This window comes from Kaistia defluvii, from assembly GCF_040548815.1.
Taxonomy (GTDB): domain Bacteria; phylum Pseudomonadota; class Alphaproteobacteria; order Rhizobiales; family Kaistiaceae; genus Kaistia; species Kaistia defluvii_A.
In genome coordinates this window covers 1691094-1716112 of the sequence record NZ_JBEPSM010000001.1, presented here as the reverse complement: position 1 = coordinate 1716112, position 25019 = coordinate 1691094, and the positions used below count along the sequence as shown (strand labels likewise).

At 65.1% G+C, this 25019-nt stretch carries 28 protein-coding genes; 16 read left to right on the top strand and 12 right to left on the bottom strand.

What is annotated here, in order from left to right; genetic code table 11:
- Positions 1-37: 37 nt before the first annotated feature.
- Complete coding sequence (locus ABIE08_RS08135) at positions 38-652, bottom strand: transglutaminase-like cysteine peptidase (protein WP_354550119.1); 615 nt, start codon at positions 650-652, stop codon at positions 38-40.
- A 411-nt stretch (positions 653-1063) separates the two neighbouring features.
- Positions 1064-1681 carry a PAS domain-containing protein gene (locus ABIE08_RS08130; RefSeq protein WP_354550117.1) on the bottom strand — a complete coding sequence of 206 codons (618 nt, stop codon included), beginning with the start codon at positions 1679-1681 and terminating at the stop codon, positions 1064-1066.
- Between the two features lie 268 nt (positions 1682-1949).
- Between ABIE08_RS08130 and ABIE08_RS08125 the strand changes: the two genes are divergently transcribed.
- Positions 1950-2807 (top strand): rhomboid family intramembrane serine protease, encoded by an 858-nt coding sequence (locus ABIE08_RS08125; protein WP_354550115.1) that lies wholly within the window; start codon positions 1950-1952, stop codon positions 2805-2807.
- A 190-nt stretch (positions 2808-2997) separates the two neighbouring features.
- Positions 2998-3426 carry a CBS domain-containing protein gene (locus tag ABIE08_RS08120; RefSeq protein ID WP_354550113.1) on the top strand — a complete coding sequence of 143 codons (429 nt, stop codon included), beginning with the start codon at positions 2998-3000 and terminating at the stop codon, positions 3424-3426.
- A 33-nt stretch (positions 3427-3459) separates the two neighbouring features.
- On the opposite strand, the gene hisI is transcribed toward ABIE08_RS08120, so the two are convergent.
- Positions 3460-3936: a phosphoribosyl-AMP cyclohydrolase gene (hisI, locus tag ABIE08_RS08115; RefSeq protein ID WP_354550111.1), complete on the bottom strand. Its 477-nt coding sequence runs from the start codon at positions 3934-3936 to the stop codon at positions 3460-3462.
- 111 nt (positions 3937-4047) lie between these two features.
- Complete coding sequence (folE, locus tag ABIE08_RS08110; RefSeq protein WP_354550109.1) at positions 4048-4674, bottom strand: GTP cyclohydrolase I FolE; 627 nt, start codon at positions 4672-4674, stop codon at positions 4048-4050.
- Positions 4675-4803: 129 nt separating this feature from the next.
- Between folE and ABIE08_RS08105 the strand changes: the two genes are divergently transcribed.
- From ABIE08_RS08105 to ABIE08_RS08085, 5 genes are all read left to right on the top strand, one after another.
- Complete coding sequence (locus ABIE08_RS08105) at positions 4804-5259, top strand: iron-sulfur cluster assembly scaffold protein (RefSeq protein ID WP_354550107.1); 456 nt, start codon at positions 4804-4806, stop codon at positions 5257-5259.
- Positions 5260-5292: 33 nt separating this feature from the next.
- Positions 5293-5592, top strand: coding sequence for a hypothetical protein (locus ABIE08_RS08100; RefSeq protein WP_354550105.1), 300 nt, complete (start codon positions 5293-5295; stop codon positions 5590-5592).
- 22 nt (positions 5593-5614) lie between these two features.
- Positions 5615-5971, top strand: a complete 357-nt coding sequence (gene yidD / locus ABIE08_RS08095; protein ID WP_436409540.1) for a membrane protein insertion efficiency factor YidD — start codon at positions 5615-5617, stop codon at positions 5969-5971.
- A gap of 102 nt (positions 5972-6073) precedes the next feature.
- On the top strand, positions 6074-7000 hold the full coding sequence (locus ABIE08_RS08090; protein WP_354550101.1) for an AraC family transcriptional regulator: 927 nt from the start codon (positions 6074-6076) through the stop codon (positions 6998-7000).
- 79 nt (positions 7001-7079) lie between these two features.
- Positions 7080-7823 (top strand): SDR family oxidoreductase, encoded by a 744-nt coding sequence (locus ABIE08_RS08085; protein ID WP_354550099.1) that lies wholly within the window; start codon positions 7080-7082, stop codon positions 7821-7823.
- A gap of 26 nt (positions 7824-7849) precedes the next feature.
- Here the strand turns inward: ABIE08_RS08085 and ABIE08_RS08080 are convergent, their stop codons facing one another.
- On the bottom strand, positions 7850-8743 hold the full coding sequence (locus ABIE08_RS08080; protein ID WP_354550097.1) for a LysR family transcriptional regulator: 894 nt from the start codon (positions 8741-8743) through the stop codon (positions 7850-7852).
- A gap of 103 nt (positions 8744-8846) precedes the next feature.
- Between ABIE08_RS08080 and blaOXA the strand changes: the two genes are divergently transcribed.
- Together blaOXA and thrS are read left to right on the top strand one after the other, a co-directional pair.
- Positions 8847-9680: a class D beta-lactamase gene (gene blaOXA, locus ABIE08_RS08075; RefSeq protein ID WP_354550095.1), complete on the top strand. Its 834-nt coding sequence runs from the start codon at positions 8847-8849 to the stop codon at positions 9678-9680.
- Between the two features lie 215 nt (positions 9681-9895).
- Positions 9896-11866 (top strand): threonine--tRNA ligase, encoded by a 1971-nt coding sequence (gene thrS / locus ABIE08_RS08070; protein ID WP_354550093.1) that lies wholly within the window; start codon positions 9896-9898, stop codon positions 11864-11866.
- A 104-nt stretch (positions 11867-11970) separates the two neighbouring features.
- Here the strand turns inward: thrS and ABIE08_RS08065 are convergent, their stop codons facing one another.
- A complete protein-coding gene (locus ABIE08_RS08065) occupies positions 11971-12405 on the bottom strand; it encodes a hypothetical protein (RefSeq protein WP_354550091.1) in 435 nt (144 codons plus the stop codon).
- A 468-nt stretch (positions 12406-12873) separates the two neighbouring features.
- Here ABIE08_RS08065 and ABIE08_RS08060 point away from each other — a divergent pair, with 468 nt between their 5' ends.
- Positions 12874-13212: a hypothetical protein gene (locus ABIE08_RS08060; protein ID WP_354550090.1), complete on the top strand. Its 339-nt coding sequence runs from the start codon at positions 12874-12876 to the stop codon at positions 13210-13212.
- A 67-nt stretch (positions 13213-13279) separates the two neighbouring features.
- On the opposite strand, the gene ABIE08_RS08055 is transcribed toward ABIE08_RS08060, so the two are convergent.
- The 3 genes from ABIE08_RS08055 to ABIE08_RS08045 all read right to left on the bottom strand — a co-directional run bounded on the left by ABIE08_RS08055 (position 13280) and on the right by ABIE08_RS08045 (position 16260).
- Positions 13280-13618 (bottom strand): hypothetical protein, encoded by a 339-nt coding sequence (locus ABIE08_RS08055; RefSeq protein WP_354550088.1) that lies wholly within the window; start codon positions 13616-13618, stop codon positions 13280-13282.
- A gap of 43 nt (positions 13619-13661) precedes the next feature.
- Positions 13662-14540 carry a hypothetical protein gene (locus ABIE08_RS08050; RefSeq protein ID WP_354550086.1) on the bottom strand — a complete coding sequence of 293 codons (879 nt, stop codon included), beginning with the start codon at positions 14538-14540 and terminating at the stop codon, positions 13662-13664.
- A 745-nt stretch (positions 14541-15285) separates the two neighbouring features.
- Positions 15286-16260, bottom strand: coding sequence for a hypothetical protein (locus tag ABIE08_RS08045; RefSeq protein ID WP_354550084.1), 975 nt, complete (start codon positions 16258-16260; stop codon positions 15286-15288).
- 276 nt (positions 16261-16536) lie between these two features.
- On the opposite strand from ABIE08_RS08045, the gene ABIE08_RS08040 reads away from it, so the two are divergent.
- The gene (locus tag ABIE08_RS08040) at positions 16537-17115 is read left to right on the top strand and encodes a nitroreductase family protein (protein WP_354550082.1); all 579 of its coding nucleotides are present in this window, start codon (positions 16537-16539) and stop codon (positions 17113-17115) included.
- Positions 17116-17251: 136 nt separating this feature from the next.
- Here the strand turns inward: ABIE08_RS08040 and ABIE08_RS08035 are convergent, their stop codons facing one another.
- The gene (locus tag ABIE08_RS08035; RefSeq protein ID WP_354550080.1) at positions 17252-18034 is read right to left on the bottom strand and encodes an NAD kinase; all 783 of its coding nucleotides are present in this window, start codon (positions 18032-18034) and stop codon (positions 17252-17254) included.
- 102 nt (positions 18035-18136) lie between these two features.
- The gene (locus ABIE08_RS08030) at positions 18137-18829 is read right to left on the bottom strand and encodes a fumarylacetoacetate hydrolase family protein (RefSeq protein WP_354550078.1); all 693 of its coding nucleotides are present in this window, start codon (positions 18827-18829) and stop codon (positions 18137-18139) included.
- Between the two features lie 174 nt (positions 18830-19003).
- Between ABIE08_RS08030 and purU the strand changes: the two genes are divergently transcribed.
- The gene (gene purU / locus ABIE08_RS08025; RefSeq protein WP_354550076.1) at positions 19004-19864 is read left to right on the top strand and encodes a formyltetrahydrofolate deformylase; all 861 of its coding nucleotides are present in this window, start codon (positions 19004-19006) and stop codon (positions 19862-19864) included.
- The gene (gene folD, locus ABIE08_RS08020) at positions 19836-20768 is read left to right on the top strand and encodes a bifunctional methylenetetrahydrofolate dehydrogenase/methenyltetrahydrofolate cyclohydrolase FolD (protein ID WP_354550074.1); all 933 of its coding nucleotides are present in this window, start codon (positions 19836-19838) and stop codon (positions 20766-20768) included. Before purU ends, folD begins: the two co-directional genes overlap by 29 nt.
- 246 nt (positions 20769-21014) lie before the next feature.
- Here the strand turns inward: folD and ABIE08_RS08015 are convergent, their stop codons facing one another.
- Entirely contained in the window at positions 21015-21914 is a 900-nt protein-coding gene (locus ABIE08_RS08015; RefSeq protein ID WP_354550072.1) for a DMT family transporter, read from the bottom strand.
- Between the two features lie 323 nt (positions 21915-22237).
- Here ABIE08_RS08015 and ABIE08_RS08010 point away from each other — a divergent pair, with 323 nt between their 5' ends.
- From ABIE08_RS08010 to bcsN, 3 genes are all read left to right on the top strand, one after another.
- Positions 22238-23194, top strand: coding sequence for a UDP-glucuronic acid decarboxylase family protein (locus ABIE08_RS08010; RefSeq protein ID WP_354550070.1), 957 nt, complete (start codon positions 22238-22240; stop codon positions 23192-23194).
- The gene (locus tag ABIE08_RS08005; protein WP_354550068.1) at positions 23191-23610 is read left to right on the top strand and encodes an HIT domain-containing protein; all 420 of its coding nucleotides are present in this window, start codon (positions 23191-23193) and stop codon (positions 23608-23610) included. The genes ABIE08_RS08010 and ABIE08_RS08005 overlap by 4 nt, the downstream gene beginning before the upstream one ends.
- 334 nt (positions 23611-23944) lie before the next feature.
- Positions 23945-24847, top strand: coding sequence for a cellulose biosynthesis protein BcsN (gene bcsN / locus ABIE08_RS08000; protein WP_354550066.1), 903 nt, complete (start codon positions 23945-23947; stop codon positions 24845-24847).
- The last annotated feature ends 172 nt before the right edge of the window (positions 24848-25019 follow it).

The window sequence follows — 25019 nt, the reverse complement described above, 5'->3', positions numbered from 1 at the left end:
GGCTGGAGCAGGCCGCCCAGGCGGCCTGCCGGCGCGATCAGCGCTTGATGCTGCCGACGAGGGTCGGCCGGTCGTCGTCGATGGCAACCCAGCGGCCGCTGTTCTGGTCGGACTGGCGCTTGACGAACTGGTACTCGGTGTCGCCCCAGAGCTTGATCTTCGGCTCGAGATTGTCGAGCACGAGGTCGCCGCGATCGGAGCGGACGGTCAGCACCGCATGGCCTTCGCCATTGGTCTGGCGCACCACGGTGATCAGCAGGGCGCCTGCGGGCCAGCCCTTCTCGATCAGTTCGCGGCGCTTCAGCAGAACGAAGTCTTCACAGTCGCCCTTACCGTCATCGGGATAGTTCCAGTATTCCTGACGACCATAGAGTTCTTCGTCGGTTACAGGCTCGATGGCAGTATTGACGTTGTCGTTGACGGCGATCAGCTCGTTCCAGCGCGTGACCGTCAGATGAACGGGAGCGGCATTGCGCGTGATCTCGTTGCATTCGACCGGCATCCGCGAGCAGAGCTCATAGTGGCCGACCGGCTGGCTTGTCTTGCCTGTTACCCGCATGAATGCGGCGTGTTCCTGTGCGGAAGCCCCGGCGATCAGGCCGAAGAACAACGCAAGCCCGGCAATGCAACTCGATACGCGTACAAACGACATAGAACCCGTCCTCTTGTCCGAGGAAGACTATGCCATATATGCTTTTACTGGGATCTAAGCCAAGCCCGATGATTCTAATCGACTTCTCTTCAAATTCGCGACGAAGTTTAAGCTTTGGTTTAATGAACGATTAACCAATTGCTCTCGCGCCATTGTCTCTGCTGAGTGGACAATGCGGAGCGGTCCGGCAAGCGTTTGTGGCGGAATCGCTGGGTTCCGGGGTCCGCTGTGATGCGGCGGACACATCATGGTAAGGAAATTGTGAATAGCGCCGTGAGCCGGGCCAAAACCGGGCTCCAGACCCTCGTCGGGACGACCCGCTCCGGCAAAATCTGACAGCGCGGGGTCGAGCCTCAGCGCGAGGGGCTCGCCAGCGCGATCCGCGCCGGTGCCTTCAGCGGCCGGGAGAGGTCAGTCGCGACCGCCATCCAGCACGACGAGATGCTGCCGGCGACGTCCGGCAGGCTGGGTCGCGACGGCCGGCGTGGCTTCGCGCGGCGCGGGCCGCGCGGCAGCGGGCAGGGGGCGGGCCGCGAGTGGCTGGCTCTCTTCGACCGGCAGCCATCGGAGGCCGGCGATCTCCAGTCTCGGGATCGGATGCAGGCCAAGCCAGTAGGGCCGCTCCAGCGGCGCCAGCAGGCCCAGCACGCGGTCGAGGTGGCGGCCGTCCTGACTGAGCGGCAGCAGCAGCATCTCCATGGCCAGCGTGCTGCCCCGCCCGGTCCGTCCGGCGAGGTCGAGCACGACCGCCGCGGCGTCGCGCGTCACGCCGGTCAGGGCTGCCCGGACAGCTTCGCGGTCCGCGCCCCGCCAGAGCGAGAGGAAGCTCTCGCCCGTCAGTTCCCGCCCGATGCCCGCGCAAAGGCGGGTGCCGGCGAGGCGGAACGGAAAGCTCTGCGCCTTAGACGCATCCAGGATGAACACATCGCCCAGCAGCCCCGCAATATGCGCCGGCTCGATGGCGCTACGCAGCGGGGCGGGCCTGCCGTCGCGCTGGCGCTGCCAATAGGCGTGAAGCTGTCGGGTCAAGGAATGCCGCATCGGGATCGAAAACTCACGGGCGCCCAGGCTGTCCGATGGCATCCGGGAGCGCCGCGCCTCTGCAGTCCGCGCTCCGGAGGGAAGCGATGCCGCCACCGATGAAGGCGCTCATAGCAGATGGCGGACCCGCCGGGGCAAAAGCCGCGGGATAGGGTTACGCACAAGTTGCGAGTAGTTCGATATTGATCTTAAATTTGAAGCATGACAGGTTACGTTGCGTTCACGGGGCGTCTTATGCCGGGGGGCTAGACGGGGCGTGACGAAGGCCGTCCGCGCGTGCCCGTCTGAGAAGCGCGCCGGACGGCCGATCCATTTTGACGCCCCCGTTCTCGCCACGCTTGCGCTGAATTCGTGGGCCGACTATGCCGGATCGATGAGCCCGAGAAGCGAACGCGCCGAGCGCGAACCTATATTCAACCTCCCCGTCGTCATCATTGCCTCGCTGGCCGTGCTGGCGCTTGTGCACATCCTGCGCGTCTATGTGCTGGACGAGGAACAGGCGAGCTGGCTGATCGCCACCTTCGCCTTTTTCCCGATCCGCCTGACCGGGCCGGCGATCGAGGGCTTCTATTGGCCGGGCGGGGTCGCGGGCGATGTCTGGACCTTCTTCAGCTACGCCTTCCTGCACGCCGACTGGATGCATTATGGCGTCAACGCGCTGTGGCTCGCCGCCTTTGGCACGCCGCTGGCGCGCCGCTTCGGCGCCTGGCGTTTCCTCGCCTTCTCGCTTGGCGGCGCGGCGGCCGGCGCGGCGGCGCATCTGCTGCTCTATCCTTCCGGGCAGGCGCCGCTGATCGGGGCTTCTGCGGCGATCTCGGCCCAGATGGCGGCATCGGCCCGGTTTGCCTTCTCGGCCGGGGGGCGGCTTGGCGGCGGCATCCCGCGCAGCGATGCCGATTTCCGGCCGGCGCTTTCCTTCATGGAGATGGTGCGCGACCGGCGCATAGTCGCCTTCCTGGGCGTGTGGTTCGTCTTCAACCTGGTGTTCGGCCTGCTGTTCACCCCGCCCGGCGTGACCAACAGCACCGTCGCCTGGGAAGCCCATCTCGGCGGCTTCCTCTTCGGCGTCCTGCTTTTCCCCTGGTTCGATCCCATCGGACGTCAGCGCCGATAGATCGGCTTTCCTTGCTTTCGCCCGCGCGCGGTCCCATCATCTGGACACGGGCATGACGACCGGGGCGCAGAGCCTGGCGTCGTGCACGGTGGATGATCGCAAGGCGATCGCGCCTCCGATCATGATTGGGGTCCGGACCGGTCCAGTTGAGAGATTGGCCGACCCTGTCTGGAACAGGGAGCCGACGCCAATGACGGTTGCAGCCATTCTTTCCAAGAAGGGGCGGGACGTTGTCACCGTTCCCGTCGATCTCAGCATCGCCGAGGTGGTCCAGATCCTGGCCACGCGCCGGATCGGCGCGGTCGTAGTCACCGACAGCGCGCAGCGCATCCTGGGCATCGTCTCGGAGCGGGACGTTGTCCGCGCCCTGGCGCGGGGTGCCGATGCGCTCGCAGGCTCCGTGTCGTCGATCATGACGGCGAAGGTCGTCACCTGCACCGACGGCCACACCATCAACGACGTGATGACCCGCATGACGGAGGGGCGGTTCCGCCATCTCCCGGTGGTCGAGGGTGACCGGCTTGCCGGCATCGTCTCGATCGGCGACGTGGTGAAGGCGCGGATCGAGCAGGTCGAGCGCGAAGCCGACGAGATGCGCGCCTATATCGCGATGGCCTGAGCGGCCGGCGAACGGCGGCGGCGGGCTCTGCCCTCAGCCGTCGCCGTAGATGGCCTTGGGGTCGAACAGCGGTGCGTCGCCGGTGAAGTCAAGCTTCAGCTCGGGCGAGAGCGGCTGGCCGACGGGAACCGTGCGGTAGAAGCAGCCCTTGCGGCCGGTATGGCAATTCGCGCCCGTGCCGGCGGTGCTGACCTTGATCCAGATCGCGTCCTGGTCGCAGTCGACCCGCATTTCGCGGACCGTCTGGGCGTGGCCGCTGGTGGCGCCCTTGTGCCAGAGTTCCTTGCGCGAGCGGCTCCAGTACCAGCCTTCGCCGGTCTCGATCGTCCTGGCCAGCGCCTCGGCATTCATCCAGGCGAGCATCACGACGTCGCCCGTGTCAAAGTCGGTGACGACGGCCGCGACCAGGCCATCGGCGCCGAAGCGGGGCGTGAGCATGCTGCCTTCCTCGACTTCGGCATGGCTGCCGGGCGTGGCGAAACGGGGCTGGTCGGCGGCAAGGGTGGTCATGGTCTACTCCGGCGGTTTGCAACCGCCATAGCGCCGGCAACGCGGCGAAGGAAGCAAAAAGGGGTGATGCGCCGCATCCCGCCGGCAAAGGGGAATGCGGCGCTGCCGGCGCTAGCGGTGCTGGACCAGCGACAGGAAGCGGGCGCGCTCGGCCGGGTCCTTGTGGAAGATGCCGGTAAAGCTCGTGGTGATGGTCGAGACGCCGGATTTGTGGGCGCCGCGCATGGAAACGCAATGATGCTCGGCTTCCAGCATGACGGCGACGCCGCGCGGATCGAGGCCGCTATCGACGGCCTGGGCGATCTGGTTGGTCAGCCGCTCCTGCATCTGCAGGCGGCGGGCGAAGATGTCGACGACGCGGGCCAGCTTCGACAGGCCGACCACGCCGCTCCTCGGATAATAGGCGATATGCGCCTTGCCGATGAACGGCACCATGTGGTGCTCGCAATGCGAAAAGAAGGGGATATCGCGCACCAGGACGATGTCGTCATAGCCGCCGGCCTCATCGAACACGCGATCCAGCGTTTCGGCGGCATCTTCGTGATAACCTTTGTAGAACTCGCCAAAGGCCTTGGCGACGCGCTTCGGCGTGTCGAGCAGGCCCTCGCGCGACGGGTCGTCGCCGGCCCAGGCGATCAGCGTGCGGACGGCGGCTTCGGCTTCCTCGCGGCTCGGACGATGGCTCGCCTGCGGAGCAGGCTGCGTCTCGGGCTTTGCCGGGGGGCTCTTGGCGTCCATGGGGGTACTCCGACTGGGCCGGACTCGGGCGGAGGATCCCGAATGGGCCGATGGTGCGACTGCTTGGCCGCAGTCCTACTATCTGGTCCCTCGGTTGGCGAGTTTCTATATTGGCGTGAGGAGGTCGCAATGATCGACGACATCTACAATGCGCGGATCCTGGAATTCGCCGCCAATATCTCGCGGCTCGGCCGGCTCGACCAGCCGGACGCGAGCGCGACGGCGCATTCCAGGCTCTGCGGCTCGACCGTGACCGTGCATCTCAAGATGGATGGCGACGTCGTCAGCGATTTCAGCCATGAGGTGCGCGCCTGCGCGCTGGGCCAGGCTTCATCCTCGGTGATGGCGCGGCATGTCGTCGGCAGCGATGCGCGCACCTTGCGGGCGCTGCGCGAAACCATGCGGAAGATGCTACAGGAGAATGGCGCGCCACCGGAAGGTCGCTTCGACGATCTCCGATTCCTCGAGCCGGTGCGCGACTACAAGGCCCGCCATGCCTCGACCCTGTTGACCTTCGACGCGGTGGTCGATGCGATCGACCAGATCGAGGCGAAGCGGCAAGCGCTTGAAATGACGACCTGTTAGTCGAGCCACCGGATGGTGGCAGGGAGATTCGCCATGCGGATGCAGAATTCTCTACGGATTGCACAGGGGGCGGCGGTTTGCCTCCTCGCCCTGGCGGCTGGAACCAGCGCGGCCTTCGCTCTTTCCAACGACGCGCAGGCCATTGTCGACCGGGTCAAGGCGACGACGCCGGAACTGCACCCGGTCTGTTCGGACCGGGGCAAGCTCACCCAGGTGGTGACGGCGGCGACGATCGCGCTGGCCGAGGCCAAGAAGATCAATGGCGACCACACGGTCGCCCGGGCAGCGGGCCAGGAGGCCGGGCGCTATCTGTACTTCCACTGCCCATCGTGACGGCTGCAAGCATGGATCGGCCCTGGCGGAGCCTTCGGCCGGCCGGGCAGGGGGCGATTTCTCGCCCGCGCGCTGGCCGGGGCTGCTCGGCATCGGGCTGATCCGCGTCTATAAGCTGACGCTCTCGCCCTTCATCGGCCAGAACTGCCGCTATCTGCCGACCTGTTCCAGCTATGGCGAGGAGTGCATCCGCCGCTACGGGCTCTGGGCCGGCGGCTGGATGACGCTGGCGCGCTTCCAGCGCTGCGGTCCCTTCGGCGCCTCCGGCTACGACCCGGTGCCGGAAGAACTGCCGTCAGAGGGCCGCTGGTACCGGCCCTGGGCCTATGGAAGATGGACGGGCAAGCATATCGACCCGAAGACGAGGCTCGACCTCTAGCCGCCGAAATAGCTCGGCCGGTCAAGATCGGCGCATTTTGGCTGGACACGCCAGCTGGACTATCCATCAATGAGTGGGCCTCAAGATTTACGGGTCGTCCAGATGGATCCTCTCAGCGACATCATCGCGCTTCTTCGCCCCGCTACAGCCATCGCCAAGCCGATTACGGGGCGCGGCCGGTGGGGCGTTCGATACGCCGCCCATGATGCTCCAGGCTTCACGATCGTTCTGGAGGGCGATTGTTGGATCACCTTCGAAGGGGGCGAGCCCCTCCGGCTGGCGAAAGGCGACTTCGTGCTTATTCCCACCACGCCAGCCTTCTCCCTCAGCAGCGATGTCGGCATCCAGGGTGATCTGCGTGATCCAATGGACGTGGCCGTCCGCCATGGCGATCCGGATGGCGATCCTGATTTTGTCTCCCTCGGCGGAACGTTCTGCGTCGAGCCAGTCAATTCCGCACTGCTGCTGATGCTGCTTCCAAGACTCGTACATATTCCTGCAACCGAGGGCCGAGCGGGCCGGATCGGCACGGTCATCCAGATGATTCAGGAGGAGTGCCTGCGGGACGATCCCGGCAAGGAAATGATGCTCCAACGCCTGCTTGAGGTCCTGCTGCTGGAGGCGCTGCGTCGGCACGGCGTCGCTTCCGATGCTGCGGGCTTGCTGGGGGGAATGCGGGATCCGTTCCTGGTGCGCGCCCTGCGCGCCATGCATGCGGATGTCCGGGCCAACTGGACTGTTGAGGGTCTGGCGAGGCTCGCGGGGCTATCGCGGTCGGCGTTCGCGGCGCGCTTTGCGACGGTACTCGGCTGTGGCCCGATCGAATATCTGGCGCGATGGCGGATGTCACTTGCCAAAGATGCCCTGATCAACGGCGCCAAGACGCTCGACAGGATAGCCGACGAGATCGGTTACGAGTCGGCGAGCGCTTTCAGCACAGCCTTCCGAAAGCGCGTGGGCTGTGCGCCTGGCCGGTTTTCTCGAACTGCCGGAGCCTTCCCGCTGCAGGATGGTTTGGACAGTTGGTAATTAAAACGGGACTGAGTATTATGTTTCGTCCAGACGAGCCGGGCTAAAAGACAACCTGCAAACACAAACGGAGGTTGTCATGAAGACCATTTTGATTACGGGCAGTTCGTCAGGCTACGGCCTGGAGACGGCACGCCATTTTCTCGCCAGAGGCTGGCACGTCATCGCCACGATGCGGACGCCGCGCTCAGATGTTTTTCCGCCTTCCAGCGCCCTGCGCATCCTGCCGCTCGATGTTACGAGCGAGCAGAGCATTCGCGTGGCCGTCGAAGCGGCTGGGCCGATCGATGTCCTCGTGAACAATGCGGGCATCGGGGTGGTGGGCGCCTTCGAGGCAACGCCGATGTCCCACATCCGCGATGTATTCCAAACCAATACGCTGGGCACGATGGCGATGGCGCAGGCCGTCATTCCGCAAATGCGCGAGCGCCGATCGGGTGCGATCATCAACGTAACCTCAAGCGTCACGCTGGCCGCGATGCCGCTTGCGGCGGCCTACACCGCCAGCAAGCAGGCAATCGAGGGGTTCACCGGTTCGCTCGCCCATGAACTCGCCTATTTCGGCGTTCGTGCCAAGCTGGTCGAGCCTGGCTATGCGCCGACGACGCGCTTTGCCGAGAACAGTTCGCTCCGCATCGCCGACCTGATCCCCGAAGACTATGCCGGCTTCGCGGGTCCGATCTTCGAGGGCTTTGCCAAGCCGGCTCTGACGACGCGGGAAAGCGACGTCGCCGAGGCCGTCTGGGCGGCAGTGCACGACATGACGGGCCGGCTCCATTTTCCGGCAGGCGCCGATGCGGTCGCCCTCGCGGGCGCCGCCTAGCGTCGGCGCCAAATCCCGATCGGCGATCAGCTGGCCTCGGCGGTGTCGGAATAGGGCAGCGAGGCGGCGAGGATCCAGGCCTGGAACGCCCGCATCGCGGGCGTGGGCGCGGAGGATTTCAGCCAGGTCAGCCAGTAGCAGCCATGGGTGACGAAGATCTCGAAGGGCTGCTGGATGGCGCCTGCCGCCAGCTGGCGCTGGAACATCAGCGGCGGCGCCAGCGCCACGCCGGCGCCGAGGATGGCGGCCTCCACCATGGTGCGCGACGAGTCGAAGATCGGCCCCTTCACCGTTGGCGCTGCAATGCCGGCGGCGGCGAACCAGCTCGGCCATTCGTCGGCCCGGTAGGAGCGGAGCAGCGTTTCGCCATGCAGATCCTGCGGCTGCGCCAACCGCTCGGCGATCTCGGGGATGCAGAGGACCGAGAGAGGGGCGGCGAACAGCCGCTCGGCCTCCGTGCTGTGCCAGGCGCCGTCGCCAAAGCGGATGGCGAAATCGAGCCCCTCGGCGGCGATGTCGACGCGGTTGTTGTTGGTGGAAAGGCGAAGGTCGATGAACGGGTGCGCCCGCTGGAATGCGGGCAGCCGCTCGATCAGCCAGCCCACGGCGAAGGTGCCGACCACGCCGACATTGAGCACCTCGCGGACATGGCCGCCCTCGAATTGCTCCAGCACGCCCGCGATCCGGTCGAAGGAATCCCGCAGGGCCGGCAGCAGCGCCTGGCCCTCATCGGTCAGCGCCAGTCCGCGCGGCAGGCGGCGGAACAGCGTCGAGCCCAGCCGTTCTTCCAGCGACTTGACCTGATGGCTGACGGCGGCCTGCGTCACCGCCAGTTCAATCGCCGCGCGTGTGAAGCTCAGGTGGCGGGCGGAGGCCTCGAAGGCCTTGAGCGCATTCAGCGGCAGATGCGGGCGAACCATTCGATCCCCTAGATTTTCTTATGGCTTGCCAGAGTTATCATCGTTTGCCGCAGCTTGGCGAGTGACCTACCAAGGGGCATCCCAATCAACGGAGATGGTGCGAATGATCGACAGGCGGCAGTTTTCCAAGGGCTTTGCGCTGGCGGCGGGAGCAGCCCTGCTGGGTGGTCCGGGCTTCGCCTCGACGGCGCTGGCATCAGAGAAATTCGTGTCCACGGTGCTGGTCGACGTCGAGAGCGGCGCCGCGATCCATCGCGAAGGCCCGGCGGAACGACGTTTCACCCCCTGTTCGACCTTCAAGTTCCCGCTGGCAGTGATGGGTTTCGACTCCGGCGTGCTGATCGACCCGCACCATCCGCGCTGGGACTATCGTCCGGAATTCCAGACCACCATGGAATTGCAGAAGAAGGCGACGGATCCGACGATCTGGCTCAAGGATTCGATCGTCTGGTATTCGCAGGAACTGACCCGCAAGCTCGGCGAGGCGCGGTTCCACGACTACGTCACCGCCTTCGGCTATGGCAATGAGAATGTCTACGGCAATCCCGGCAAGAAGGACGGCTTGACCCAGTCCTGGCTGATGTCGTCGCTGGCGATCTCGCCGGACGAGCAGGTCGCTTTCGTGCGCCGCTTCCTCGACCGCAAGCTCGGCGTTTCCGACCATGCCTATGAGGCGACTCTGGCAAGCCTGGCGCAATATCCGGCCGAGGACGGGTGGACGCTGCATGGCAAGACGGGCAGCGGCTTTCTGCGCGACGCGAAGGGCGCGATCGATCGCAGCAAGCCGCTCGGCTGGTTCGTCGGCTGGGGCGAGAAGGATGGCCGCAAGATCGCTTTCGCGCGCTTCAACCTCGGCAATGAGCGGGCCAAGACCTATGGCGGCATGATCGCCCGCGACGCGATGGTGAAAGATTTCGCCAGGCTGGCCGCAGGCTGAGTGAGACCCGATGCCGGACTGGCCAAATCGGGGTTGGGTGCCTGATTTTGGCCGGCCTGGCTCGGTTTTGGGCCGTGCAGCTTGAATGGCGGGCTGCCATCGTATAGCCGTCTCGCACCGGCATTGTCGGCCGGTGGGGCGGGGTCCGGATCCCGCCTCTCTTTCAGCCCAACCGCTTACCCGCGTTCGTCTGCGGGAGTGAGCAGGAGACAGATATGATCAATCTGACATTTCCCGATGGTTCCGTTCGCCAGTTCGAAGCCGGTGTGACCGGCAAGGCGATCGCCGAAGGCATTTCCAAGTCGCTCGCCAAGAAGTCGGTCGCCATGACCCTCGACGGCGTGCTGAGCGACCTTTCCGATCCGATCACCCGTGATGCCAGGCTCGAGATCGTGACGCGCGACGACCCGCGCGCGCTCGAGCTGATCCGCCATGACGCGGCGCATGTGATGGCCGAAGCCGTGCAGGAGCTGTTCCCCGGCACCCAGTGCACCATCGGCCCGGTGATCGAAAACGGCTTCTTCTACGATTTCGCCCGCAACGAGCCCTTCACGACCGAGGACCTGCCGAAGATCGAGCAGAAGATGCGCGAAATCATCGCGCGCAACGCTCACTTCACCAAGCAGGTCTGGTCGCGCGACTACGCCAAGAAGGTCTTTGCCGACAAGGGCGAGGCCTACAAGGTCGAGCTGATCGACGCGATCCCGGAAGGGCAGGATCTCAAGATCTACAACCAGGGCGACTGGTTCGATCTTTGCCGCGGCCCGCATATGGCCTCGACAGGCCAGATCGGCTCCGCCTTCAAGCTGATGAAGGTGGCCGGAGCCTATTGGCGCGGCGACAGCAACAACCCGATGCTGACGCGCATCTATGGCACCGCCTGGCACGACCAGGTCCAGCTCGACGCCTATATCCACATGCTGGAAGAAGCGGAGAAGCGCGACCACCGCAAGCTCGGTCGCGAGATGGATCTGTTCCATTTCCAGGAAGAGGGACTGGGCGTCGTCTTCTGGCACGCCAAGGGCTGGACCATGTTCCAGGAGCTGATCTCCTACATGCGCCGCCGGCTGCGTCCGCTTGGTTACCAGGAGGTTAACGCGCCGCAGCTGCTCGACAAGTCGCTCTGGGAAACGTCGGGCCACTGGGGCTGGTACAAGGAGAACATGTTCGCGGCGACGTCGGCCGGCGACGACACCGAGGACGAGCGCGTCTTCGCGTTGAAGCCGATGAACTGCCCCGGCCATGTGCAGATCTTCAAGCACGGCCTGAAGTCCTATCGCGACCTGCCGCTGCGCCTCGCCGAATTCGGCGCGGTGCATCGCTACGAGCCATCTGGCGCGCTGCATGGTCTGATGCGCGTGCGCGGATTTACGCAGGACGACGCGCATATCTTCTGCACCGAAGAGCAGATGGCGGAAGAGTGCCTGAAGATCAACGACCTGATCCTCTCGACCTATGCCGATTTCGGCTTTGACGAAATCGTCGTGAAGCTTTCGACGCGTCCGGAAAAGCGCGTTGGCTCGGATGAGAACTGGGATCATGCCGAAGAGGTCATGACCAAGGTTCTGAAGACGATCGAGGAACAGTCGGGCGGCAAGATCAAGACCGGCATCCTCGAAGGCGAGGGCGCGTTCTACGGTCCGAAGTTCGAATATACGCTTCGCGACGCGATCGGTCGGGAATGGCAGTGCGGCACGACGCAGGTCGACTTCAACCTGCCGGAACGCTTCGGCGCCTTCTATGTCGATTCCGACAGCAACAAGAAGACGCCAGTGATGATCCACCGCGCCATTTGCGGCTCGATGGAGCGCTTCCTCGGCATCCTGATCGAGAATTTCGCCGGACACTTCCCGCTCTGGTTCGCGCCGCAGCAGGTCGTCGTCACGACGATCACCTCGGATTCGGATGCTTATGCGGAAGAAGTCTGCGCCAAGCTTCGTAAGGCCGGTCTTCGCGCCGAAGTCGATCTTCGCAACGAGAAGATCAACTACAAGGTCCGCGAACACTCGGTCGCCAAGATCCCGGTGATCCTGGTTTGCGGCAAGCGCGAAGCGGAAGAGCAGACGGTGAACGTCCGCCGCATCGGTTCGCGCGACCAGATTTCGATGTCGCTGGATGACGCGATCGCGTCGCTGGTGGCCGAGGCGACGGCACCGGATCTGGTGCGGGCGCGCGCCGAGGCCTGATTGAACTCTGCATCCACGCAGGCACAACAATAAACGGCCGGGGTTTCCCCCGGCCGTTTTTGCTTGCCGTACCTGATCCAGGCCCGCAAGCGAGCGGAAGCCTTTTACGGGCCCCAAGAGAAGCTGAGACCGCCGGTGCCGGCCGTGCTGCCCTGCGACGAGCCGCCCGAGGTTCCGCCGCCGCCATGGCCGCCGAAGAAGCCGCTGCCGCCGCCACCACCATGATAGTCGCTGCCAGCGCTGCCCGAAGAGCCGCCGATGCCGCCGGCCACGCCGACCGAACCCCAGCTGTTGCTCGAGGAGGCGGTCGTGGTGGAGGAGCCGCTGTTGGACGAGCTCGTGCTCGCACCGGTGCCGCCGCCGCCGCCGCTGGACAGACCACCGGAACCGCTGCCGCTGCCGGTCGATGAGGTCGAGGAGGTGCCGCCTGCGGTCTGCGTGGCGCTGCTCGAAGCCTGGCCGGCCATCGCTGAGGCCGAGGCGATCACGAACAATGCGGAAGTAGCAACACCGACGAGAATATTACGATATGAGGACATAGTGTAACTCCCTTGGGTTAGTGCAACATTTCACTTCTTGTTCTGGCATTTTGCGCTAAGGGCGCAATTTGCACTTCCTAATTTAAATAATTATAACGTAATTGGAAATGACATCTGTTGATATTTCTGTGATCGAAAATTTGTGAAATACTTGTCGTGATAATGATCTATTTCCTGAACTCGCAGTAGTATTGCCACTGCTTTCTCTGCTTCCAGGTCTTGGGTTTGAAATTCTCGCAATTGATGTCGGAGGACGAGCCGCCCCCGCCAAACAGGCGTGCGAGAAAGCCGTTGGGATTGGGCGTTGGTCCAGGTCCAGGGCCCGGTCCCGGCCCGGGGTCGCCATCCGGACCCTCGGAATAGGCCCCCGCGAACGTGCCGACCGTGGCGGTGTGGGTCGCGGTCGCCGAGCCGCCGTCCCAGCCATTGCCCGTTGACGTCGATCCACCATAGGCGAGGGCTCCCGCCGTGCCCATTCCGGATGTCGAGGCGTTTGCCCCGCTGGTGGACGTGCCATTGGCACCGGCGCTGGCCGATCCGCCGCCGCCGCCGCCATTCGAGCTTCCACTCGAGGTGTTGGAGGCGCTGGCCGAACCGGACGGGCCAGAGGAGGAGGCGCTTGAATGGCTGCCGCTGCTGCTGGACGCAGACCCGCCTGCAAAGCTCGCGTCGCTGAAAGCAACAAGGGTGAGAAAGGCCGCGGATGTTACGAGCGATAGTCTGGTGATCGAAATACTTTGCATGATCAAAACTCCCCTGTTCGTTCCTCTTGCGGGAACGAGAATGAACTTCGGTCAGATCGTGTGAGTGTTCCGAAAGCTGGCCTGGCCGCTGCGGTTTTCGCTATGGCTGGGCTATGCGCGGCAGGCCGGAGTCACGGTTGCTTCGGCGCATCGCAACGATATTGCCACTTCTTGATTCCGCCATTTTCCCGCTTCCATTCGACGGCCATGCAGCTCGTGCTGGAACCGTTGGTGGTGGTCGTGACGGAGATCCCGTGGTCGCCGCTGCTTTCCGACCAAGCCGTTGCAGTGCTCTGCTGAGACGATGCGGGCGCGCTCATGGTTCCGTCGGTCAATTGCTGCACCAGGGCGTCGATATCCGGGGCGCCTCGATTGCTGGCGGCGGCGGTGCCGACGCCGATGGCCAACAGGCCAGTGGCAAGACCGATCGAGAGAGATGAGATCCGGCGTTTCTGGATGATGGTACTCATGATGGAACTCCATCCGTTTTCTTGTTCTTTTGGCGCATGCGAACTAGCGGGTGCCGAAGGGCTGGCAATAGAGCGTCTTCTGCTTCTGGCTCCAGACGCAGTTGGCGCCGCTCTGTCCGTTCTGGCTCGCAATGCGGACACTCTTCAAACCCTTGGTGCTGTTACCGAAGTTTGCACTGGCGAACGAACTGCTCGATGCCGAGGACGTACCCCAGGGCGTTTTTGCATTGGACGAGGCTGTGGCGCGGGCCCATGCGGTTGCCGTGGTGCGTGTCGCCTGGGCATAAGCCGTGGCGGCGCTCCTGGCTGCGGCGCGGACATCGCTTGCGGTGAAGGCTGCGCCGTTCGCGAACGTGCTCGACATGGCGGTGGCGCTGACCCGGTTCGAGATGGCGATCGAATAGGTGCCTTGGCTCGTATAGGCCATGGACATCGTACCGCCGCCTCTGATCTTCCGGTTGACGACCGTTTCGCCGGTCGCGGAAGTCTTGGCGTTCTTGCCGCCGATCGCGGTGGCGCTGGTCTGGTTGCCGGCTGAGGTGTAGGCCGTTGGCGTTTCCCCGGCCGTGGCGACGGCGGTTACCGTGGTGCCGGCCGTGGCGGACGCGTCATCGCTGGGCGTCGTTGCCGAGGCGCCTGCCGTGCCGGTCGCCGATGACGACGCCTGCATGCTGCCGCCTTCATTGGAGACACTGGCGGTTGCGCTCGTGCCTGCCCCGGCACTGGTGGCGGAGCCTGTGGATGAGTCAGACTGGGACGACTGGGCGCCGCTGCTGCTTGTGGTCGAACTCGAGCCGCCCGAGCCGTCGCCATCTTCCCCATGGCCAATGGCCGGGGCGGCGAGCAACAGAATTGCTGCCAGGGCAGCAAACCGCGATGCCTGCCCAACAATATGGGCAAACGAGTCCTTTTGCCGAAACATGATGTGAACCCCTCAGCCGAAATACAAATATAAAAATGTCCAATCGAGCGAAGTTCCCTGCCAGATACCCGCTCTCCAAGATCCAAAACTACTGCAGATTCGGGCGGTATTGAAGGGTGGCTAGTCGGCACCTGTTGCCAAGTATCCATGATGCATTCGGGAGTTTCGCTACGGAAGGTAGAGTTAAGATTCAGTATAGCTGGTGACGATTCCGGAGATAGAGTCAGGATTAGTGGAGAGCGGAGGCCGGATTCTCCGATCCAACGGGAACCAGCAAGACTTGGGAGACTGAGGATTGTTTCAAAATTCGTCGGATTGCCCATCCGTCCCGTATGGCTTTCCGGGAAGGATTATGTCTGGATTAAGGCAGCCTATTCGTATGATGAAATGGCGGCTGGGAAAGCGCTATGGTTGCGTTTGGGTGTAACAAAGTTGTGAGAGTCGGGGAGCTTGGCCGCGAATTCGACGGTCGCTTTACTTCCGTGATCGGAAAACTCGATCTGTCAGCCGCTTGCCGGAATCGCGATGTGCAAAAAGTCGATATTGGGTGGTATCGGGTTGTGACCGTCGTCACAGCCTTATGACCTGGCGGAAAACCGCCCCTCAAGTAGATCCGAAGACTTACGGGCTAGTTCTATCGATCAGGTTGCCAATGGTCGGCCATATGGGGGGTGCCAGGCCGCCGTTTCGCCGGCTGACAACCGGCCCCAAAAGCCCGGCGATTCGCCGGCACCCGGCCGGACGCCTACTTTGCCAGGACCTCGATTTCGCGGTTCAGGCCTGGCTCGACCTTGAAGTTCCGCTCGTGGATCTGGTTGTCGTGCTTGGCGATGGCGGTGTAATCGCCGATGGCCAGGATCACGTCCGGAAAGGCGCCGGCGCTGTCGAAGACCGTCTCGCCGGCGGGCGTCATCACCGTCCAAGAGGTGTTGGCGAGGGCCTCGCCGCCGCTCTCGGATACCAGCTTCAGCGTGATGCGCGCCGCCTGGTGGAACATCCGCACTTCGGTCAGCTTGCCAGCCTCGACGACGATGTCGGCGCGGGCGATCGCGTTGGCGTCGCCGTATTTGCTGACGATGTGATAGGTGCCGGCATTGAGGCGGACGATCTGGTCGTCGCGCAGCGCCGGCACGAGGGGGCTGCGTTCCTCGCCCCCGGCGCCATCGCCCGGGAAGATGTCGAACTTGACCAGATTGGGCAGCGGCGCCAGGTCTTTGCCGACCAGCGCGTCGAGCTTGAGCCCGCCGGCGTTGAGCACAAGGGTCTCGTATTCGTCGCCGCCTGCCACGCTGATCTGCTTCATGCCGCCGGCGCGGCCATAGGCGGCGTGCACGACATAGTCGCCGGGCTTCAGCGGGACGTTGACCGCGCCGCCCTCGACCTCGCGGACGAGGGGCAGCTTGCCGTCCTTGCCTGGCTTCTTCGAGAAGACGCGCCAGACCACCCCCTTCGGGATAGTGGGCCCGCCATCGAGCAGCTTGGCTTCCAGCATCAGGCCGGGCTGCGGCCGGCTCTCGGTGGCGCGCTGGCTCGTCAGGTCGCCCTTGCCGGTCTTGAGCAGGGCGGCGGGATCGATCTTGTCAGGGAGCAAGGGCGCCAGCAGCATCGGGTCGGCGGGCGCGGCGCCATCGGGAATGTCGGCGGGAGGGATGGGCGCATCCTGCGCCAGGGCGGAGGTTGCGGATAGCGCGAGGGCGAACGCGGCGGCGGTTCCTGCCATCCGGGCCTGCCGCAGCAACCATGGTGAAGCGTTCGCGCGCAAATCCAGATCCCCGTCTCGAACGATCGTGTCGGTGGTTCGTTAGAGCCCGATCAGCGTGGCGATTTCAAGACCGGGGGCGGCGAAAGCTGCGCCCCGGCAGGGGAAACCAGGCCGCCACGCCGCAGGGGCGGGGGTTGTATTGAGGGCGGATTCGTCCGATGTCTGGGGCAGCCAGACGCGCTTTGCCCGCGGCAAGCCGCCCGCCATTCCTTGTCCTTCCTGTTCGCGGTCCCCATGACAGATACCCTTTCGCTTCTGAAGACTCGCCGCTCGTTCCCGTCCATGAACCTCGTCGAGCCCGGCCCGACGCCGGAGCAACTGACCGAACTGCTGACCATCGCCAGCCGCGTCCCCGACCACGGCAAGCTGGCGCCCTGGCGCTTCATCCTGTTCCGGGGCGATGCGCGCGCCCAGGCGGGCGAGGCGACGGCGGCGGTGCTGAAGAGCAACCGTCCCGACATCGACGACAAGTCGCTGGCGCATGAGAAGAACCGCTTCCTGCGCTCGCCGCTGGTGGTTGCCGTGGTCAGCCGCGCCGCGCCACATGCCAAGATTCCCGAATGGGAACAGCTGATGTCGGCCGGCGCCGTGGCGATGAACCTGATCGTCGCCGCCAATGCGATGGGTTTCGCGACGCAGTGGCTGACCGAATGGGTCACCTATGACGCCGAGGCGCGCCGCGTGATGGGGCTGGCCGAGGCCGAGAAGCTGGTCGGGCTGGTCTATGTCGGCACGCCGAACACCGAGCCGTTCGAGCGCCCGCGCCCCGCGCTCGCCGATATCGTCAGCGAATGGACGCCTCCGGCCGTCTGATCCCAGGCAAGACCCTCACCCAACCCTCTCCCGCAAGCGGGCGAGGGCTTTTGCGCCGATGTGGCGTCGATGGCGAGGCCAGTCTTGATGCGCCCGCTCTCCCACGAGCGGGCTGGGGTGAGGGCTGACTTCGGCCTCAGTACCGGAACTGCTCGGCCAGGATGCGGTCGTCCCAGCTGTGGCCGGGGTCGAACAGGATCAGGCTCTTGGCGCGGCGGTCCTGCTTGATGGCGATCTTCAGCACCGACTTGATTTCGGTATGGTCGGCAACCGCGTTGACCGGCCGCTTCTCCGGCTCGAGCACGTCGATCGACACCGTGACGCGATCGGGGATCAGCGCGCCGCGCCAGTGACGCGGCCGGAACGCGCTGATCGGCGTCAGCGCCAGCAGCGGCGCATGGATCGGCAGGATCGGCCCGTGCGCCGACAGATTATAGGCCGTGGAGCCGGCCGGGGTCGAAACCAGCACGCCGTCGCCGATCAGCTCCTCGAGCCGCACCTGCTGGTCGATCGAGATGCGCAGCTTCGCGGTCTGGTAGGACTGCCGAAACAGCGAGACCTCGTTGATGGCATAGGCGCGGTGTTCGTTGCCGCTGGCGTCCTGTGCGTCCATCCGCAGCGGATGCAGCAGCGAGGGCAAGGCGGCGGCGATTCGCTCGCGCAGGTGATCCTCGCGATACTCGTTCATCAGGAAACCGACCGAGCCGCGATTCATGCCGTAGATCGGCTTGCCGGAATTCATGAAGCGATGCAGCGTCTGCAGCATGAAGCCGTCGCCGCCCAGCGCCACGATGATGTCGGCGGCTTCCGGATCGACCGCGTCATATCGGGTCGACAGCCGCGCATGCGCCTCGGTCGCGTCCGGGGTGGCGCTGGCGATGAAGGCGATCGCCCCTTGCCGCGCTGGTTCGATCGCCATGATTTCCTCCCGGATGCGACGAAGGTCGCGCCCGCACTTCCTGTTGGACGGGCCCTACCATGCCGCCCGCATGTTGCCAAACCGTTGAGGGCGGCGGCGTCGTCAGGCGATGCTGACTTCCAGCTCGCCCAGCCCCTCGATTGCACCGACGACGACATCGCCGCGCTTCAGTTCGCCGACGCCGGCCGGCGTGCCCGTGAAGATGAGGTCGCCCGGCGCCAGCACGAACCAGCGCGACAGATGCGCGATGATTTCCGGCACGGACCAGATCATGTCGGCGAGGTCGCCATCCTGACGCGGTGCGCCGTTGACGGTGGCGGTCAGCCGGCCGGACTTCGGATGGCCGAGCGTCGAGGCCGGCACGATGGCGCCGATCGGCGCGGAGTGCGCGAACGCCTTGGCAGTGGCCCAGGGGCGTGCCGCCTTCTTGGCTTCCGCCTGCACGTCGCGGCGGGTCAGGTCGAGGCCGATGGCATAGCCATAGACATGCGAAAGCGCGTCCTCGACCGCGATGTTGCTGCCGCCCTCGGCGAGCGCCACGACCAGCTCGACCTCGTGATGCAGGTCGGCTGTCTCCGGCGGGTAGGGCACCGGCGTGCCCGGGGCGACGAGATCGTCGGGGTTCTTCTGGAAGAAGAAGGGCGGCTCGCGGTCGTCATGGCCCATCTCGCGCGCATGCGCCGCATAGTTGCGGCCGACGCAATAGACCCGGTGCACCGGGAAGCTGGCGGTCGAATCGCGCACCTCGACGGAGACGCACGGCGGCGGGGGGACGACATAGCTCGGTTCGGTCATGGTGATTTCCTGCGGGCGAGGGGATCACTCTGTCCCGAGCCCGCCGCGGGGTGCAAGCGTTTCGGGGTTTTCCCTCGTGCGACGCAGTTGTCAGTTGCAGCGCGGCGGCTCGGACGCTAGTGCTGCCCGCCTGCGGAGCCCGGCTCCGCCGCATCCAGATGAGGCCAGTGCACCATGTCCGTTGATCCCGCGCGTTTCGTGCTCACCCTGTCGTGCGGCGACCGTCGAGGTATTGTCGCGGCGGTGGCCAACTGCATCGCGTCGCAGGGCTGCAACATCGTCGAGAGCGCCCAGTATGGCGATCCGGACAGCGGCCGCTTCTTCATGCGCGTCTCGTTCTCCGGCCTGCCCGATACCTCGGTCGAAAGCTTTTCGCGCGGTTTCGAGCCGGTGGCGACGGCCTATGATCTGAACTGGAAGCTGCACGACCTCCGGGTCAAGCCGCGCGTCATGATCCTCGTCTCCAAGATGGGGCACTGCCTGAACGATCTGCTCTATCGCAACTCGATCGGCCAGATCCCGATGGATCTCGTCTCCGTGGTGTCGAACCACGAAACGATGCGCCGTCGGGTCGAGGGCGAGGGGCTACCCTATCACTACATTCCGATGGACGGACGCACCAAGGCCGAGCAGGAAGGCGAGATCCTCGCCCTGATCGACGAGCAGAAGATCGATCTGGTCGTGCTGGCGCGCTACATGCAGGTTTTGTCCGACGACATGTCGGCCCGTCTCGCCGGCCGCGTCATCAACATCCATCACTCCTTCCTGCCGAGCTTCAAGGGCGCCAAGCCCTATCACCGCGCGCATGAGCGCGGCGTCAAGCTGATCGGCGCGACGGCGCATTACGTCACCGCCGAACTCGACGAAGGCCCGATCATCGAACAGGATGTCGGCCGCGTCGATCATTCCATGTCGGCGGAGGCTATGGTCGCCATCGGCCGCGATATCGAGAACACAGTGCTGGCCCGTGCGGTCAAGTTCCACATCGAGCATCGGGTCCTTCTCAATGACACACGGACAGTCGTCTTCCGCTGAGGCCAAAGCCGCCGTCATCGATGGCAAGGCGGTCGCCGCCGAGATCACCGCCAAGGTCGCGGTGGAAACCGGTCGCCTGGTTGCGGCCGGTGGACTGGCGCCGGGGCTCGCCGTCGTGCTGGTCGGCGACGATGCCGCCAGCCAGGTCTATGTCGGCGCTAAGGGGCGCAAGGCGACCGAGCTCGGCTTCCATTCGGTCCAGCACACGCTGCCGCTCTCGACCAGCGAGGCCGAGGTGCTGGCGATCGTCGGTGAGCTGAACCGCGACCCGGCCATCCACGGCATCCTCGTCCAGTTGCCGCTTCCCCGTCACATCGACACCACCAAGGTCATCGAGGCGATCGACCCGGCCAAGGATGTCGACGGCTTCCACCCGATCAATGTCGGCCGGCTCGCCATCGGCGAACGCGACCGCGCGCTGGTCTCCTGCACGCCGGCGGGCTGCCTCCTGCTGATCCAGCGCGTGCTGGGCAACGACCTTGCCGGCAAGGACGCGCTGGTGATCGGCCGCTCCAACATCGTCGGCAAGCCGATGGCGCAATTGCTGCTGCAGGAAAGCTGCACCGTGACGGTCGCGCATTCGCGCAGCCGCGACCTGCCGGCGCTGGCGCGCAAGGCCGATATCATCGTCGCCGCCGTCGGGAGGCCGGAGATGGTGAGGGGCGACTGGATCAAGCCCGGCGCCGTGATCATCGATGTCGGCATGAACCGCATCCCGGCGCCCGAACGCGGCGAGGGCAAGACTCGCCTGGTCGGCGACGTCGCCTATGCCGAGGCCGCGGCCGTCGCGTCGGCGATCACGCCCGTGCCGGGCGGCGTCGGCCCGATGACCATCGCGATGCTGATGGCCAACACGCTGACCGCCGCCTGCCGCGCGGCAGGCCAGGCCGAGCCGAAGTTTTAACCTCCGCCGCTTTGAATGATTTTCCTTTCCCTCTCCTCGGGGAGGGTTGAAGGGCGACTCCCGCTCTGCGTCGATGAGATGCTTTGGATGCTCCACCCTCGGCCGTCATCCCGGCGGAGGCCGGGATCCAGAAACACCGGCCCCTGCCCGAAAGGCGCGGTCCACTCGTGTTGGCCTGCGTTTATGGGCCCCGGCCTCCGCCGGGGTGACGGAGCCACAATTGTGTAGCGGTGGATTCTCCCCGACCTAACGCCCCTGCCGCGCGCGGCGGCGTTCGCGGTGCATGATGTAGACGCCGCTGGCGATCACGATCATCGCGCCGAACACCATGACCGGGTCGACATGGGTGCCGAACAGCAGCGCGCCATAGATGATCGCCCACAGGATCATCGAATATTGCATCGGCGCGATCACCGAGGCCGGTGCCAGCGACAGGGATTTCGCCACGAAGAACTGTGCGCTGCCCATGAGCAGGCCGGTGCAGGCGAACAGCGCCATGTCGGGCAGGGTCGGCAGGCGGAAGGTCGCGATCATGCCGGGCAGGCCGACCGTGATCAGGCCGGTGACCACCGCCAGAACCATGACGGCATGCTGCTCCTCGCGCGCGATCCGGCGCATCACCAGCACGGTGAAGGAGCCGAGGAACGCGCCGGCCAGCGCGGCCGCATGGCCGGCATTCAGCGTCTCGAAGCCCGGGCGCACCATGATCAGGATGCCGAGGAAACCGACCAGCACGGCGCCCCAGCGATGCAACCCCACCTTCTCGCCGAGGATCGGGATCGACAGCAGCGTGACGAAGAGCGGCGTGCAGAAAGCGATCGAATAGCTCTCGGCCAGCGGCAGCTGCGAGAAGCTGTAGAAGCCGAACACGGTGGCGCTGCCGGCGAGCAGGGCGCGCAGCAGAACCAGTCGCGGGTGACGGATGCGCAGCGCGCGAAAGCGGGTCGTGCGCAGGATCATCACGGTGAGAGGGATCAGCGCGAACAGCGCCTGGGTGACGATGATCTGGAACACCGAGTAGCGGGCGGTGAGCAGCTTCACCAGCGCGTCGCTGGTGGCGAACATGATGTTCCCCGACAGCGCCATCAGGATGCCGGCGACGACGCGTTCGGTCTGGTCATTGGAGGCCGGAAGGACGACGGTCATCGGAACGCCCCCCGATGCGACAGCGTAGACGAGCGCACGTCGGGAAAGACGCAGCGCTTCTCGGCAAGGATGGACACGTCGGCCTCGGCGGTGGCGGGGTGACAGACCGGCTGGCGAGACTCACCAGCCATGGTTGCACCCCGATGCAAGACCTGCCGGGTGACGGAATCAAGGCGAATTCGCGCTGAATCGCGGCCAGTATGATGATGTTATGATGTTGTTGGCCGCCTGTGGCGGAAAAGCCCCGGCGAAGCGGTATCCGCCGCATTGGCGGGGGCGTCGCAAGCGGTCAGTATGGCCGCGCACGAATCGAAGGGGCACCCATGCATTCGAACAAGCGAATTCTCGTCACCGGCGGCGCAGGCTTTCTCGGCTCGCATCTTTGCGAGCGGCTGCTGGCCCGCGGCGACGAGGTGCTCTGCGCCGATAATTTCTTCACCGGCTCTCGCCGCAACGTCGAGCACCTGATCGGCCACAAGCGCTTCGAGCTGATGCGCCATGACGTGACCTTTCCGCTCTATGTCGAGGTCGACGAGATCTACAATCTCGCCTGTCCGGCCTCGCCGGTGCACTACCAGCACGATCCCGTGGCGACGACCAAGGTCAGCGTGCATGGCGCGATCAACATGCTGGGCCTCGCCAAGCGCGTGAAGGCGAAGATCCTGCAGGCCTCAACTTCCGAGGTCTATGGCGATCCCTCCGTCCATCCGCAGACCGAGGATTACTGGGGCAACGTCAACCCGATCGGCATCCGCTCCTGCTATGACGAGGGCAAGCGCTGCGCCGAGACGCTGTTCTTCGATTACTGGCGCCAGCATCAGCTGCGCATCAAGGTAATGCGGATCTTCAACACCTACGGTCCCCGCATGCATCCGAATGACGGCCGCGTGGTGTCCAATTTCATCGTCCAGGCGCTGCGGGGCGACGACATCACGATCTATGGCGAGGGCGGGCAGACGCGCTCCTTCTGCTATGTCGACGACCTGATCGACGGCATGATCCGCCTTATGGATACGCCGGACGACGTCACGGGACCGATCAACATCGGCAACCCGAACGAGTTTACGATCCGCCAATTGGCCGAGCGGGTCATCGCCCTGACCGGCTCGAATTCCAAGCTCGTCTTCAAGCCGCTTCCCTCGGACGATCCGCGCCAGCGCAAGCCGGATATCGGCCTGGCGCAGCGCACGCTCGGCTGGCAGCCGACGATCGAGCTGGATGAGGGCCTGCGCCACACGATCGGCTATTTTGACCAGCTGATGAAGGACGACGCGGCATGAGCGCCGCCTTCGAGATCGCGGAGCGCATTGAAGCCGACAGCGTCTGGATTGCCGAGCTGGCGCTTTGCCAGGTCCGGCTGATGGATGATCGCCGCTTTCCCTGGCTGCTGCTTCTGCCGCGCAAGCCCGGGCTGGAGGAGTGGACCGAGCTCGACGACGCCGAACTGGCCACGCTCTCGGTCGAAATCAAGCAGGCCGGTGCGGCGCTCGGGGCGGTTTCCACCTTCGACAAGCTGAACGTCGGCGCTCTCGGCAACATCGTCCGGCAGATGCATGTGCATGTCATCGGCCGCATGGTCGGCGACGCCGCCTGGCCCGGTCCGGTCTGGGGGCAGGGGACGCGCGAGCCCTATGGCGCGGCGGAGCGCGATGCCCTCGCGTGCAGGTTGCAGGCGCATTTCGCGCCTTCGCGTTAACCGTGATTTCCGGCGCCGGCGTGTGACGGCGCCGGCCGCAAGCGCAGCGTGCGCCTGCGCTTTTCCCTGTTGATCCTATGCCGCAGTGCGAGATTAACGGCCCTTAACGTTCTCCTGGTAACGCGTTGTTAACCATGCTCGACCGAGGTTGGGCATTGAGGCCCAGGGCTGTTCGCAGCCGGGCTGATCGGCTGTCGCAGCCGGCTGGGTTCCGTTCAGGCCGGACATTGCAATTGCTGGCGCACAGGGGACGATCGATGCGGCGAATTCTCAGAAACCGGGTCAACCAGCGGCGCTCCGCGGCGTCCGGTTTCGCTCGGGGATATTTCGCCCGATGACCCTGGCTGTCGCCCGCACCTCCTTCCAGTGGATCGGCTGCGCTCTGGCGCTGGTAAGCCTCGCGGCTTGCGGCAGCATCGGCGGCCGTCCCATCGAATCGGGCTCGATCGCCACCAGCGTGCCGATCGAGAAGGCCTATATCGACATGCCGCCCGGCGGCCCTGGCGTGGTTGGTGTGATCGAGCGCCGCTTCGCCAATTCAACCACCCAGGAAATCATCCTCTCCAACCGCTCGCACACGCCCGGCCAGAACATGGTGACGGCGACGCTGTTCGGGCCGGTGAAGTCGGTGACCGGGCCGGAGAACGTCCAGGCCAATCCGGCTATCAGCCTCAGCGCGATCGGCGCCGAGATGCGTCAGGTGCTTCCCGGTGTGCCGATGCGCGTATCGCCCTATTTCGCCCAGAGCCGCTACGGCTCCTTTGGCTATGCCATGGGCGGCTCGGCGCAGGGCGATACCTGCATCTATGCCTGGCAGCGCATCCGGACCCCCGATCTCGATTCGAACTTCACGATCGGGCAGGGCACGATCACGCTGCGCCTGCGCCTCTGCGAGCCGAACACCACCGAGGCTAGCCTCCTCGCCGTGATGACGGGCATGACGATCAGTTCCTACTTCATGGCCGCCAACTGGAATCCCTATGGCGGCGCGCCGCCGATCCCCGCCGATCTCGGCAAGCTCGGAACCACCGTGCTGCCGACCGCGCAGGTGACGCCGCAACTGGCGCCGGAGCCGGCCCCCGTGGCCGTGCAGGCCGCACCGGCGCGCCGCGTCGTGCGGAAGGCGGCGCCCGTCGAGGCTGCCCCGGTGGCGGCCGACGTGCCGGCGCCGGATGCCGCCGCCGGTCGATTTGAAGACTACGCCGCCGTCCCGCCCCCCCCAACTCTGAGCCCATGACATGACGTGCCGCGCCAAGGCGCTTTTCGGTGACAGAGCAGGCCCCCGGGCCCGCGAGACGGCAAGGGCGGTCCGGTCGGCAACGACAGGCCGCCTTTTGCGATCCCCGTCGCAGCTTGTGCATCGGGTCGAGTTTTCCGGGTCCTGGCCCGAGCATGAAGCAAGGAACGCT